Origin of the sequence: Shewanella sp. SG41-3 (assembly GCF_014164545.1) — a bacterium.
GTDB lineage: Bacteria > Pseudomonadota > Gammaproteobacteria > Enterobacterales > Shewanellaceae > Shewanella > Shewanella vesiculosa.
The window spans coordinates 471646-486681 of record NZ_JACJFJ010000003.1 but is presented as its reverse complement, the minus strand read 5'-3'; the positions used below and the strand labels follow the sequence as shown (position 1 = coordinate 486681).

At 43.9% G+C, this 15036-nt stretch carries 9 protein-coding genes; 4 read left to right on the top strand and 5 right to left on the bottom strand.

Annotation, left to right across the window (positions count from 1 at the left end):
• Nucleotides 1-137 precede the first annotated feature (137 nt).
• Nucleotides 138-2753 carry an extracellular exonuclease ExeM gene (gene exeM, locus H5164_RS08150; protein ID WP_182755537.1) on the top strand — a complete coding sequence of 872 codons (2616 nt, stop codon included), beginning with the start codon at nt 138-140 and terminating at the stop codon, nt 2751-2753.
• 170 nt (nt 2754-2923) lie between these two features.
• Here the strand turns inward: exeM and H5164_RS08145 are convergent, their stop codons facing one another.
• Complete coding sequence (locus H5164_RS08145; RefSeq protein WP_182696882.1) at nt 2924-4033, bottom strand: phosphoribosylaminoimidazolesuccinocarboxamide synthase; 1110 nt, start codon at nt 4031-4033, stop codon at nt 2924-2926.
• A gap of 210 nt (nt 4034-4243) precedes the next feature.
• On the opposite strand from H5164_RS08145, the gene H5164_RS08140 reads away from it, so the two are divergent.
• Nucleotides 4244-5212, top strand: a complete 969-nt coding sequence (locus H5164_RS08140) for a DMT family transporter (RefSeq protein WP_182755535.1) — start codon at nt 4244-4246, stop codon at nt 5210-5212.
• A 344-nt stretch (nt 5213-5556) separates the two neighbouring features.
• Here the strand turns inward: H5164_RS08140 and H5164_RS08135 are convergent, their stop codons facing one another.
• The 3 genes from H5164_RS08135 to uvrA form a co-directional block, all read right to left on the bottom strand.
• Nucleotides 5557-7446 (bottom strand): DEAD/DEAH box helicase, encoded by a 1890-nt coding sequence (locus H5164_RS08135; protein ID WP_124015291.1) that lies wholly within the window; start codon nt 7444-7446, stop codon nt 5557-5559.
• A gap of 254 nt (nt 7447-7700) precedes the next feature.
• Nucleotides 7701-8684: a M20/M25/M40 family metallo-hydrolase gene (locus H5164_RS08130; protein ID WP_182755533.1), complete on the bottom strand. Its 984-nt coding sequence runs from the start codon at nt 8682-8684 to the stop codon at nt 7701-7703.
• 40 nt (nt 8685-8724) lie between these two features.
• Nucleotides 8725-11577, bottom strand: a complete 2853-nt coding sequence (uvrA, locus tag H5164_RS08125; protein WP_182741186.1) for an excinuclease ABC subunit UvrA — start codon at nt 11575-11577, stop codon at nt 8725-8727.
• A 255-nt stretch (nt 11578-11832) separates the two neighbouring features.
• Between uvrA and H5164_RS08120 the strand changes: the two genes are divergently transcribed.
• Together H5164_RS08120 and ssb are read left to right on the top strand one after the other, a co-directional pair.
• Nucleotides 11833-13200: an MFS transporter gene (locus tag H5164_RS08120; protein WP_124015288.1), complete on the top strand. Its 1368-nt coding sequence runs from the start codon at nt 11833-11835 to the stop codon at nt 13198-13200.
• Between the two features lie 65 nt (nt 13201-13265).
• Nucleotides 13266-13976 carry a single-stranded DNA-binding protein gene (ssb, locus tag H5164_RS08115; protein WP_124015287.1) on the top strand — a complete coding sequence of 237 codons (711 nt, stop codon included), beginning with the start codon at nt 13266-13268 and terminating at the stop codon, nt 13974-13976.
• A gap of 137 nt (nt 13977-14113) precedes the next feature.
• Here ssb and H5164_RS08110 read toward each other — a convergent pair whose 3' ends face one another.
• On the bottom strand, nt 14114-14860 hold the full coding sequence (locus H5164_RS08110) for a phosphatase (protein ID WP_182741185.1): 747 nt from the start codon (nt 14858-14860) through the stop codon (nt 14114-14116).
• Between the last annotated feature and the right edge of the window lie 176 nt (nt 14861-15036).

The window sequence follows — 15036 nt, the reverse complement described above, 5'->3', positions numbered from 1 at the left end:
TGTTAATCAATCAGATATCAAATTTATTTACCTCATTAATGTGATCTATGTTCTTTTTTCTGTAAACAAACTTTGGGACAATCGCGCCGCATATTACAAAAAAATAGCATTTATATTACAAAATATGGGGTTACAAAATGAAAGGACTGACTAAACTAACGGCGGTTTCACTCGCAGTTGCTGCAGCATTGCCTATGATGGCAAATGCAGATGTATTGATAAGTGAATACGTTGAGGGTAGTGCAAATAATAAAGCGATTGAACTGTACAACAACAGTGATGTTGCGGTTGATTTAACAGGTTACAAATTAGTTCGTTATAAAGACGGCGATACAGCAGCGCTAGATATGGTTGAGTTAACCGATTCGATAGCCGCAAAAAGTGTCAAAGTGATTTTGCACACAAGTGCAGCGATTACCTTACCGGCAGCCACAGACTCTATGACCGGCAACTTGTACTTTAATGGTGGCGATGCTGTTGGTCTATTAAAAGACGGTGTGTTAGTTGATGTAATTGGTGAAATACCAACGCCAAGTGGCTGGGGGTTAGATGCCACCTTCCAACGTAATTTAGATAACTTAACGGCTAGCACTACCTATGATGCTACCCAGTGGGTTGAATTAGAAAAAGACACTTTCAGTGGTTTAGGTTCGCTTGATGCTGCGGTTGCGCCAGAGCCATCTACATTTACCTGTAATGGTGCAACGCTAACTAATATTTATGACGTTCAAGGTGCTGGAGATGCAAGTCCTTTACTTGCCGAGGGGAGTTTTTCATCCGCTAACGAAGTAACCGTAAAAGGGATAGTTACTGCCAGAAGTGACAGTTTATACAAAGGTTTCTTTATTCAAGACATGCAAGGTGATAACTCACCTTATACTTCTGACGGTATTTTTGTTTTCATGAACCAAGCGGCACCAGACACGATTCAGCCCGGCGCTGAAGTGTGTGTGCAAGGTAAAGTCAGTGAGTATTACGGCTCAACTCAGATAGACATTAAAGACGATCAAAAATTTGAAGTGGGAGCAATGGGTGACGTACCTGCTGCCAGTGCATTTTATGTTGCCGATGGTGAAACGCTTGCACAAGCATTAGAACGTGTTGAAGGCATGAAAGTGAAGCTAGATGCAGGTAGCGAGATGAAAATTTCTCGTACCTTTAGTTTCGATTATGATTCATACCGCAATAATATGATGTTGTCTCATAAAGCGCCATTAATGAAGCCTACTCAAGTGTTTGAACCAAATTCAGCCGATGCAATCGCACTCGGTAAAGCGAATGCGGTAAATCAGTTATTTGTAGAGTCTGACTTCAAAGCAAAAGACGGTGAAGTGCCTTACTTCCCTGACTTTAATGCTGAGACCGGTTATATCCGTGTGGGCGATCAGCTCACAAACCTTGAAGGTGTGATTGGTTATAGCTACAACTCATACCGAATTTTAGCGACCAACACCATTACAGCGGGTGATTTTATCCGTGTAAATGATCGCACTGATGCGCCGACTGTGGCAGACATGGGTGACATTCGCGTCGCTAGCTTTAACGTATTGAATTTCTTTAACGATGCTGTTGGCGGTGATGCCAATCCATCAAACAGTAACCGTGGCGCGCTAACGGAAGAGGAAATGGTTCTGCAACGCACTAAGATTGTGTCTGCGCTAGTGGCCATGAATGCTGATGTTGTTGGCTTAATGGAAATCGCTAACAATGGCTTTGGTGAGCTAAGTGCTGTGCAAAATTTAGTTGATGCACTGAATGCTGAATTAACCGATGAGCAAGCATATCGCTTTATCGAAATTGCAGATGCGGACAAATACGACGGTAAGTTTATTGGTACTGATGCCATTACCGTTGGTATGTTATATCGCCCAGCGCGCATCACTTTAGACGGCGCAGCAAAAGTTATTGCAACGCCTGAGCAACATGCTGCAGAAGGCGCTCAAACTCGCGAGAAAGATGGTGTGGTTGAGAAAAGCCCTAGTTCTGATAAGTTCCAACGTCACAGCTTAGTGCAAACGTTTAGTATTAATGATGAAAAACTGACCGTCGTTGTTAACCACCTAAAATCGAAAGGTTCAGGTTGTATCGAAGACTGGGCTGAGTTTAATGAAAATGCTGAGCCAGCAGACATGCAAGGCAAGTGTAATGCTTTCCGTGTATCAGCGGCTAAAGTATTGGGTGAGTCATTAAAAGATGTCGAAGGCGATATACTGGTTATTGGTGATTTAAATGCTTATGGCAAAGAAGATCCAGTTGCAGTATTGACTAACTATGATGCGTCAACCACAGATCATGTTATCCGCACCGCGTCTTGGACCACTTTAAACGGTAAAGTGTACGAGCGTGAAGGCAGTGTAATTGATAAAGGTTATGGGTTAATTAACTTAAACACTCAAGCTCATGGTGCAACGACTTACTCATACAGCTACAACGGTGAGTTAGGTAACTTAGACCATGCACTAGGTAATGCGAGCTTAGCAGCTAAGTTAGTCGATATTGACGACTGGCACATCAACTCAGTTGAATCTAACCTGTTTGAATATGGTAGTAAATACACTGGTGATTTGGTTAAGTCTGAAAGTGCATTCTCAGCTTCTGACCATGACCCTGTGATCATTGCACTAAGCTACCCTGCGCCAGTAACACCAACGCCTACGCCAACACCAGAGCCTGTTCAAGACAGTGACGGTGGTAGTTTAGGTTACTTCGCATTGATGTTATTAGGTGCACTAGGCTTACGCCGTCGTAGTTAATAATGATGTGTTAATCGGTATCGTAGTTAATTGATGATAAATAAAAAAGGATGACAGCTGTCATCCTTTTTTTATGAGCCATGGTGTATAAACCCGTTACGGCTATTGCGTGCTATGTGCAGATTCGCACACATAAAAAAGGCGCCTAAGCGCCTTTTTGTTAAGCAAACTCAGATTGATTCAATTAAATCATACTGTTCACGTAACACTTTAATAATGTCAGCTTTTGGATTCGCAGGTAATGGAATCGTGGCTCCAGTTACTTTTTCAGCCACACCAATATAAGTGCGTGATACGCTCATCATAGCCTCTAACGGCAAGTCGTTGTCACGGGCAAGCGCTTCACGTTCTGGCATTCTGTCTTTGTTTAATAAAATGTCGGCATCGTCAAAATGGTTTAACAAGAATTGACGGAAACCTTCTTTGGAATTTTCAACAATCTTACCTTCGCGATAAGCTGCGCCATCCCAAATACGTGATGAATCAGGGGTGCCAACTTCATCCATGTAAATGAGTTTAGCGTTGCCGTCTTTATCGTTGACATAGCCAAACTCGAATTTGGTATCGACAAACACTTGGTCAAGTTTGGCTAGCGCATCAGATATTACCTTAAAGCCTTGCTTGAGCAGAACTTCATACAGGTCGATATCTTGTGGTTTTTCAAAGCCAAATGCTTGGTAGTTGGCTTCAATATCACTGCGACTAATATTAACGTCATCCTGTGCTGGCACACCAGGAATACCGGTTAAAATACCTTTGGTAGACGGGGTGATTAGCAGTTCAGGTAGCTTTTGATCTTTGCTTAAGCCTTCTGGCAGGGTGATGCCACAAAAGACTCGTTCACCTTTTGAATAAGCACGCCACATTGAACCCGTTATGTACTGACGGCAAATCGCTTCCACTTTAATCGGGCGAGCTTTTTGAACGATCCACACAAAAGGGTGTGGAATGTCTAAAATGTGGCTATCGGCTAGACCATTTTCAGCGAACAAGCCAAACCAATGATTAGAAATGGCATTGAGTGCTGCTCCTTTACCCGGGATCCCCTGCAAGTTACCTTCGCCATGAAAAATGCAGTCAAATGCAGAAATGCGATCACTGATCACCATAATCGCCAGTGGAGTATCTTCAGGTACATCGTAACCTTTGTCGCGAATTAAGCGGCGGCTATCAGCATCTGTTAACCAGTAAACACTGCGAACTTTGCCACTGTGAACAGGCTTGTCGGTACGAATAGGTAAATCATTGTTAACTGCAAGAACGGAATCAGCAAGACTCATGCGAGTGTTCCTTAGGTTGAAGGGCGTATAGGGTTTTTATGGCGGCTATTTTACCTGCATTAAACGGGTTTGCCACGGGAAAGGGTGAGTTGAAATAGGCTTTTTTGTTATGCGAACAATCTTTGGGTAGTTTAGCAATATCTTGTTCAAGACTTTGTGAGGTTAATCAGGCAAAATTCATTTCCTAAATAGTGTTTGGAATAACAACAATTGAACAGCGAACAAGAAAATATTAATAACCGTTTGGGGCTGATATTCGTGTCTATTGCGGTATTTTTCTGGGGTATTTTGCCGATTGCGTTAAAGCTATCCGGTGGTTTTATTACCCCAGTTACCCTGACTTGGTTTCGGTTTGTTATGGCATTAGTGGTGACCTTGTTAATTCAATGGCGCTTAGGTGCATTACGCCAATTTGCAGGACTGCCGGCAGCGATATGGATGAAATTGGTATTAGCTGGGGTATTGTTGATGTGCAACTACGTATCGTTTGTGTATTCATTAGGCTATTTAGCCCCAGGCACTGCGCAGCTTAATTTTCAAACCGCACCGTTTTTTTTAGCCTTTGGCGGGGTGCTGTTTTTTAAAGAACGCTTTAACGCATTTCAACTGAGTTGTTTTGCCACCCTAGGATTGGGGATGTTGATGTTTTTCCATCCACAGCTCGATTTAAACCAAGCCAGCGATCATCAAGTATTGATTGGCATTATGATTGTGCAATTTTCGGTGATGTCGTGGACCAGTTATGCATTATTGCAGAAATCGGTAAGTCAGCGGTTATCACCCAGTAATGTGCTGTTATTTATTTACGCATTAGGCATTGTGCTTATGGCGCCATTTAGTGATTTTAGTCAGTTTGAAGCAATGACATTAAACCAATGGTGGATCGTCCTGTTTTGTGGTGCCAACACCTTGATTGCATATGGCTGTTTTGGTCAAGCAATGCAATATTGGCCCACGGCACAAGTCAGTGCCATGTTGGCATTAACACCGGTATTGAGTTTTACTGCGACAGAAGTTGTGGTCAATCTTGGTTGGTGGAGCGGGGTATTTGCCGGTGCCGATATTGATGTGTTGTCATTTGCTGGCATCGTTATGATTGTGTGCTCGGTGTTTGCCGTGCAAATTGTCCCCTTGTATCAAAAGCGTAAGCAGGCCAAAGCGTTAATGACTGTACTGTAAATAGTCGCTAGGCATTAACTATGTTGCGCGAGGTAATAAAGCATTAAACCAAATGCGCTAAATAGTGTGCCGCCAATTATCATCATTCATAGCAAGGTTTTATCTTGCTTGGCTGATTTTGTAGCGTCAAGGAATGTCGAGCCAAATATCTGTGCAACGACGAGTAAAAAATCCATTTAGATTACCTATCGGGTTAATTCATTCGAGAATGATAATATTGCCTACATTCCTGTTGTAGCCAAATTAATTAGTGTTAACTGTTAGTTTTTTTGAACCAAGACTATGTTGTAGAAAACAAAAATGGAGCCCTTAGGCTCCATTTTTTGTGTCATTCAACTGAATGATTAACCGTTGTCACGTGGCTTACGTGGACGACGTTCTGCACTTGCAGGGCGGTCACTAGCCGGACGATCACCCGCTGGGCGGTCAGTACGTGGACGGTCACTACGAGCACGATCACTACGTGGACGACGTGGAGCGCCTGCGCCGCGAGTCGTGTCAGCGAACACTTCATCACCCGCTTCACGAATGTTTAAAGGACGACCACAAACACGCACTTTTCTTAGGTGTGAAAGGATGTCTTTAGGCATTCCGTCTGGTAAATCAACTGTTGTGACTTGATCAAACAATTGGATTTGACCAATGAAACGGCTGTCGATGTTTGCTTCGTTAGCAATTGCACCAACGATGTTACCTACACCAACACCATTTTCACGACCTACATCGATAACATAACGATTCATTTTCACGTCTGGGTTATCTTTTAAGCCTTCTGCATCACCAAAGCTGTTTGGTGCTGGTCGGCTGCTACGCTCGCCACGGTCACTGCGTTCACGACGTGGACGATCGCCACGGTCGCTATTGCGGTCACCACGGTCGCTACTACCACGTTCGTCACGTGAATCACGTTGACGCTCGGTAATAGTCGGTAACTGTAGTGGACGTTCTTGCTGTACTTGTTGTAACAAAGCAGCAGCCAGTAAATCGGTATCAACTTCAAGTTGTTGACATAATTCTGCGACAGCGTTTTTCATGAAATCTAAGTCACCGTTGATGGTTTCTTGGATTTGCTCGCCTAAACGAGATAAACGACGCTCTGCAACTGATTCAGGGCTAGGTACTTTCATTGGCGAAATACGGCTGTTTGTAGCACGTTCGATAGTGCGTAACATGCGCATTTCACGATTGGTTACAAATAGAATTGCCATACCAGTACGACCAGCACGACCAGTACGACCGATACGGTGTACATAGGCTTCTGAATCATAAGGAATATCGTAGTTTACTACGTGACCAATACGTTCAACGTCTAGACCACGTGCCGCAACGTCAGTCGCGATTAAAATATCTAACTTGCCGCGCTTAAGCTGCTCTACAGCACGCTCACGAGCTTGCTGATTCATGTCACCATGCAATGGCGATGAAGCATAACCACGGGCTTCTAATTTTTCTGCTAATTCAACACAGCTGTTACGGGTACGAACGAAGATGATAATACCTTCAGTATTTTCAACTTCTAAAACACGTACTAACGCTTCTAGTTTATTGTGTTGTGATACTTGCACATAACGTTGGTCAATAGACTCAACCGTTGTCTGGCTAGACGCGATGCTGATATTTACTGGGTTAGATAAGTGCTTAGCTGCAACGCGCTTAATTTGCTCAGGCATAGTCGCTGAGAATAATGCAAGTTGGCTATCAGCAGGCTTGTGCTCTAATACCCATTCGATATCGTCGATGAAGCCCATTTTTAGCATTTCATCGGCTTCGTCTAATACTAATGCTTTTAAGCTATCTAGTTTTAATGTGCCACGACGCATGTGATCCATTACACGACCTGGAGTACCAACAATCACTTGTGGTCCACGCTTGAGGGCGTTTAATTGTTGTTGCATGCTTTGACCACCGTAAATCGGTAGTACGTGGAAGCCTTTCATGAATTTGGCATAACTACCAAATGCTTCGGCAACTTGAACCGCTAATTCGCGGGTTGGAGCTAACACCAAAATCTGTGGAGCATTGATTTTCATGTCGATTTTGTTTAGTAAGGGCAGGGCAAATGCGCCTGTTTTACCAGTACCAGTTTGTGCTTGACCGATAATATCTTTACCAGCCATAAGCGGGTCGATACTCGCAGCTTGAATTGGAGTTGGGTTTTCATAACCTAACTCGTCAAGCGAACGCAACAAAGACTCAGACAGGCCGAGTTCGCGGAAAGTTCTTTCAGATGACATTGAGTTGTAGCCTTGTGGATGCGCACGAAGTTCGGAAGCTCGTGCTAAAGTTTCACAGACAGAAAATCAACCCCGTGTCGATTTCCCGCGCCGATAAGGGGGCGTATTATAGCAGCAAGATTGCAAGTTGACCACGTAAAAACTGAAAATAAACATTAATTTGGCCATTAAAGCTGAAGATTGGCCTGATTCTTGATTTTTAAAATCTGTTAATTGGTTGAAAAGTGAACACTTGTTGTCGCAGGTTAAGCGATTTATGGGGCTTTGGTCAGCTTATCGATACTGATCATTTGATACACTGTTTCAGCAACCGCCACGATAAAGTCTATGTCTAAAGTATCGATTGTGTCTTCGGGTGTATGGTATTGAGCATGCGGTGGCACCCCAAAGTACACCCAAGGATAACCCGCTTGGTGAAATGGATAATGATCAGATGCCCTAAGCCAGTCGGTTTTATTCATCCTTCCACTTAACAAATTGCTGCGATGAGTCTTAATGCATAATTGAGTTTTTTGCATTAATTCTTGCTCAATCGATTCAAAATCAACTAGGTTTTTCTGGCCTTCCATGTAAATGGCTTTGCGACGATCGGGATGACCTATCATGTCTAAATTGATGCTCAGTTCAATTTCCATTTGTGGATATTGTTGTAATAAGGCAACTAAAGCATAGCTACCATATAGGCCGGGCTCTTCTGCGTCAGTAGCCACTAGCATTAAGTTCACATCATCTAACGGCGGATCACCTTGCCATTGGGCTGCAATCGCCATCATTCCTGCAATACCTGATGCATTATCATCGGCTCCTGGATAGCGTTTGCTGGCTGTTTGACCTAAGTGATCGAAGTGGGCAGTAATGACTCGCCATCGGTTGGAATTGGTTTTTGCCGCAATAGTGGCAATGATATTGACTCCTGAGGCGGTCGAAAATTGATAATCATAACTAAATGGTACGGCAAATGTTGCTTGCCAGGGTTGTAATCCCATTTCAGTAAAGCGTTTGATTAAGAACTCTTGCGTGAGGCGAGCACCTTGCGTGGCGGTTTTGCGCCCTTGAAATTCTGCAGTGGTTAAGATTGAGATATCTTGGGTGATTTGTTGATGAGCATCGGGCCAGCTGCTTAGCATAGCTGATGAGCATTCGCGCGGCGTTTGACTACAGCCGCTGAGTAAGGCTATTGATAAGCCACACCATAAGCCAAAGCTAACCACCTTAAAACAAGTTTGAGCAGTAAACATGGGTGTTATCTCCTCTTATTTGCTTAAGGTGGCGGCTTGGTTATTTCATTTTTGCACGTTGTTTGTGAAGCGCCAACATTGGCTTTAAAAATCTAGCGGTATGCGATTGAGGATGTTCAGCTACATCTTCTGGAGTGCCAGCAGCTAAAATCATGCCGCCGCCAGCGCCACCTTCAGGGCCTAAATCAATAATCCAATCTGCGGTTTTTATCACATCTAAATTATGTTCAATCACTACCACAGTGTTGCCATGAGATTTCAAGCGATGCAGTACATCTAACAATAGTTGAATGTCGGCAAAGTGCAGCCCTGTAGTGGGTTCATCCAAAATATACAAGGTTTTTCCGGTATCGCGTTTAGACAACTCTTTAGCCAGTTTTACTCGTTGAGCTTCACCCCCAGACAAGGTCGTTGCACTTTGGCCTAAGCGAATATACGCCAAGCCGACATCGATTAAGGTTTGCAGTTTACGTGCAATAGAGGGGATGGCATCAAAATAGACGCGAGCATCTTCAACGGTCATCTGCAGTACTTCGTGAATGTTTTTGCCTTTGTATTTTACTTCTAAGGTTTCACGGTTATAACGCTTACCTTTACACGAATCGCAAGGCACATAAACATCAGGTAGAAAGTGCATTTCGACTTTAATTAAACCATCACCTTGGCAGGCTTCACAACGACCGCCTTTGACGTTAAACGAGAAGCGCCCCACTTGATAACCCCGGGTACGTGATTCTTGCGTGCCAGCAAACAGCTCACGGATTGGGGTAAAAATACCGGTATAGGTAGCAGGGTTTGAACGCGGTGTGCGACCAATGGGGCTTTGGTCAATATCAACGACTTTGTCACAATGCTCCATGCCTTCAATGCTTCTATAAGGCGCAGGTTCATCGACGGTAGCGCCATTGAGCATCCTATGGGCTATTTTAAAGAAGGTGTCGTTAATCAGTGTCGATTTACCTGAGCCAGATACCCCGGTAATACAGGTAAATAAGCCAACAGGTATGGTTAAATCAACATCTCTTAGGTTATTACCCGATGCGCCAAATAGTTCAATCACTTGTTTTGGGTTCATCGGCGTGCGCTCGTCACTAATGTGAATTTGCTTTTTACCGGAAATATACTGACCCGTGACCGATGCTTCACAGTTAAGAATGTCTTCTAAGGTACCGTCACAAATGACTTCGCCGCCATGCACGCCAGCACCTGGGCCGATATCAATAACATGGTCTGCAAGGCGAATAGCATCTTCGTCGTGTTCAACCACAATGACGGTATTGCCCAAATCACGTAGGTGAATAAGAGTTTGCAGTAAGCGTTCATTATCGCGTTGATGCAAACCAATTGACGGTTCGTCCAGCACGTACATTACGCCTACTAGCCCGGCACCGATTTGGCTGGCTAAGCGAATGCGTTGCGCTTCGCCACCTGATAAGGTTTCTGCTGATCGCGATAAGCTCAAATAGTTAAGGCCAACATTAACCAAAAAGCCTAAACGTTGGCTGATCTCTTTTAATATTTTTTCGGCAATCTGTGCACGTTGCCCTGCAAACTCAACTGTGTCGAAATACTGTTTGGCTTCGCCAATTGACCAAGTGGTGAGCTGCGGTAGATTTAGTTCGCCAATAAACACGTTACGGGCTTCTTCACGTAAGCGCGAACCACTACAGCTGTTACACGGTTGCATATTAATAAATTTAGACAACTCATCGCGCACCGAATTACTTTCGGTTTCGCGGTAGCGGCGATCCATATTATTTAAAATGCCTTCAAACGGATGGTTACGCACCACCACATCACCGCGATCGTTGATGTATTTAAAGGCAATACTTTGTTTGCCTGAACCGTATAGAACAATCTTTTTGATTTTGTCACTCAGCTCGGCATAGGGTTTTTCAACGTCGAACTTATAATGCTCGGCGAGTGAGCTGAGCATTTGAAAATAATAAAAGTTGCGTCTGTCCCAACCTCTAATGGCGCCACCGGCTAAGGATAATTCATCGTTAGCGATCACTCGGTCGGGATCAAAAAACTGCTGTACACCTAAACCGTCACAGGTTTGGCAAGCCCCAGCGGGATTGTTAAACGAAAAGATCCGCGGCTCAAGTTCTGCCATCGAATAGCCACAGTGCGGACAGGCAAAGTTAGCCGAAAAAATCAGTTCTTCTTTACTGCTATCTTCCATACTGGCTATTTTGGCAATACCGCCAGACAGCTCTAATGCAGTTTCAAATGACTCCGCTAAACGCTGTTTCATGTCTTCACGTACTTTGAAGCGGTCAACGACCACTTCAATAGTGTGTTTAATGTGTAAATCTAATGTTGGTGGATCGGTTAAGTCACACACCTCGCCATCAATACGCGCACGGATATATCCCTGAGCTGATAAGCTTTCCAGCAGTTTAACGTGTTCGCCTTTACGATCATTAACCACAGGCGCGAGCAGCATTTGGCGACTGTCTGCTGGCATGGCCAACACTTTATCAACCATTTGGCTAACCGTTTGCGCCGACAAAGGCTGATTATGTGTTGGACAGCGTGGTTCGCCCACTCGGGCAAACAGCAAGCGTAAGTAGTCATAGATTTCGGTAATAGTACCGACCGTTGAACGCGGATTATGTGAAGTGGATTTTTGTTCAATTGAAATGGCGGGGCTTAAGCCTTCAATATGATCGACATCAGGTTTTTCCATTAAGCTCAAGAATTGACGTGCATAGGCCGACAGCGATTCAACATAGCGACGTTGGCCTTCTGCATACAAGGTATCGAAGGCTAATGATGATTTTCCTGAACCGGATAACCCAGTTATCACAATAAGTTTGTCACGGGGAATGGTTAGATTGATATTTTTAAGATTGTGGGTTCGGGCACCGCGTATTTCAATTTTATCCATCGTTTCACTCTATGACTTATGTAAATAAAACAGCGATCAGTATCGCATAGTTTGTTAGCTGACTTCATATCAATTTTGATTAAGTCGATTTTATGGTACGCATCGAACCGCGCTAAAGTTCAGGACTAAAATTTAACATGTACAAATAAAAGACCTTATATACAAAACTGTGATTTCCTTTTGAGCTAATTTATGGCGCTGTGATAATATGCGCATCTTATAATATTGTTGAATGACTTATCGAAGGGCAACAGCATGGCCAGTAATGGACTGTCGGGTATGGAGAAAAAGGTCGCATTTTCGTTAGCCAGTGTGTTTGGCTTACGCATGATGGGCTTGTTTATGATTATGCCTGTCTTCGCGCTGTATGGTCAGCATTTAGAAGGTTTCTCGCCGCTTTGGGTTGGTATTGCCATTGGTGCCTACGGATTAACTCAAGCTTTTTTACAGATCCCTATGGGGATTTTGTCCGACAAATACGGACGAAAGCCAATTATTCTTGGTGGTTTAGTCTTGTTTGCCATTGGGAGTTTAATTGCTGCATCGTCTGACCATATTTACGGTGTGGTGTTTGGCCGCGCAGTACAAGGTATGGGCGCCATTGCTGCGGCAGTGCTAGCACTTGCAGCCGACTTAACCCGAGACGAACAACGTACCAAAGTCATGGCCATTATCGGCATGTGCATTGGTTTTTCATTCGCCTTGTCGTTATTAGTTGGACCGATTGTAGCGCAATACATGGGCTTAACTGGGCTATTTTTGTTAACAGCGGTGTTAGCGGTATTGGGGATGTTGATAGTGCAGTTTTTTGTGCCTAATCCTATTCGCCATGCGCCTAAAGGCGATACCGTCGCGACACCGACAAAACTTAAACGTATGTTGCAAGACCCGCAGCTGTTTCGCTTAGATGCTGGGATTTTTATTCTGCATTTAGTGCTCACCGCTGTGTTTGTTGCATTGCCGCTCGATTTAGTTGATGCCGGCTTAGTGAAAGAAAAACATTGGATGCTATATTTCCCCGCTTTTGTTGGTGCCTTTTTCTTAATGGTGCCATTAATCATTATTGGGGTTAAACGCAACAATACTAAAACCATGTTTCAAATCGCGTTGATCATCATGATGGTATCACTGGCGGCGATGGGGCTTTATGCCAACAACCTCTGGGTGTTAAGTGGCGCCGTGGTATTATTTTTTACCGGTTTTAATTACCTTGAAGCATCATTGCCGAGTTTAATTGCTAAGTTTTGTCCTGTCGGCGATAAAGGGTCGGCTATGGGCGTGTATTCAACCAGCCAGTTTTTAGGTGCATTCTGTGGCGGCATGTTAGGCGGCGGAGCCTATCAACTTGTTGGCGCTTCTGGGGTATTTTTTGTCGCATTAGGGCTAATGTGCGTGTGGTTATTGTTAACTATAGGCATGCAAAAACCTGTGTTATTGAAAAGCTATACGCTTGAAGCAACAGTAAAAGATAAATCCGACGCACAAAATATGGCCAGTAGTTTGTCGCAGCTAATCGGTGTTGTCGAGGCCATAGTCGTGCTTGAAGATAAAGTGGCTTATTTAAAGGTCGATGATAAATTCAATTTAAGCGAAGCGCGAGCTGTGTTAGGCTCTGTGAATTAGATCGTGTTGATCGTACAGCTTAGTATTCAGATAAAGTAAACAGATAAAAATCTCAGGAGATTTCGATGGCCAGTCGTGGTGTGAATAAAGTAATTTTGGTAGGTAACTTAGGTAAAGATCCTGAGGTTCGTTACATGCCAAACGGCAACGCCGTAGCCAACTTTACTATAGCGACAAGTGAGTCGTGGAAAGACCAGCAAGGTCAAATGCAAGAACGTACTGAGTGGCATAACATTGTGATGTATCGCCGTCTTGCAGAAATTGCTGGCGAGTACTTAAAAAAAGGTTCTAAAGTTTATTTAGAAGGCAAATTGCAAACCAGTAAATGGCAAGATCAGGCTACCGGTCAAGACCGGTACAAGACTGAAATTAACGCCATGGAAATGCAAATGTTAGACAGCCGCAACTCTGGTGATAACAGCGGTGGTGGTCAATATCAGGGACAAGGTCAAAGCTCGGGACAAAACATGGGACAACAACAGTCTCGTCCTGCACCGGCTCCTCAAGCTCGTCCGCCACAAGCACAATACAATCAAGCAGCACCTGCCACAGGTAATGCAGCTTACCAAGCTCAGCCAAATGCCGGTCAGCAAGGCGGTTATCAGCAACAGGCTGCGCCAGCACAACAAGCTGCACCAGCTTACGCACCAAAGCCAGCGGCACCACAGGGTAATTTCCAACCACAAAATGCCCCTGCACAGCGTCCAGCTCCACAGCCACAGCAAAATTTCACCCCAGATTTAGATGAAGGTTGGGATGACGATATCCCGTTCTAGGACACATGATTTATCGTGTTAACTAAACCTTTAAGGCCTGCTTTTGCAGGCCTTTTTTATGTCAGATAACTAAGATAACTGTGTCTTTCACAGTATTTTGAGGGGCAATGTCACAGTGCCGTTTGGAATAGGGTCAGCTAATCGATTAAAGCAGAGTATTCGTCAAGTGACTTATGACCTCTAGCCGTCAGGAAGCTCAACAACGCTTCAGGGCTTCGGTTTAGTAAGCGTTCAATTGGAAACGCGACTGTTTCAATGACCTCAACAGCTTTTTCAAACTCGCCTAAGCTAAACGCGACATGAGAATCAGAGCCCATAACCAGCAGTCCACCGGCTTCTTTTACGGCATTAGCAATTTCAATACAATTTGGTGCACTGCCTTTTCTAGAGGCTAAAAAAGAGGAGTTATTTATCTCTAGTGCCACGTTATATTTTGCTGCGGCCGCGGCAACACGCTGAATATCGATGGGATACGCGGGATTGCCAGGATGAGTAATGATGTCGACATTACCGCTTGCAATCGCATTGATTAGCGCCGTGGTGTGAGCCTCTTTGGTTGATGGCGGAAAAACGGGTTCATGAAAACCTGCCAATACAATATCGAGTTCTTTTAAATAATCGCCAAAAAAGTCAATTTCGCCATGCTCATTTTTGATATTAGCTTCAATGCCGCGCAGTACACCAATGCCATCAACAATTCGAGGTAACACTTTCATATTCACAAAGTGCCAAAAATGGGGAGCGTCAGCCATATCTGGACCATGATCGGTAATGGCGAATAACTTAAGCCCTTTGGTTTTCGCAACAGACAGGTAATCGTATAAGGTACTATAGGCGTGAGACGACGCTATAGTATGAGCGTGAGTATCAACAAGGAATTTCATGGCGAGTCTCATTGTCCAAATTAAAGAATGTAGATATTCAGTCTACTCCGTTACGTGACTGTTCTCTATGATCACTCCAGCTAAAATAGTAAACCCTCTCATTAAATGAAACGTTATATTAATACTTCGACGACAAGTATAACGATGATTTAACAGTTTATTTATTGTTTAGCGTT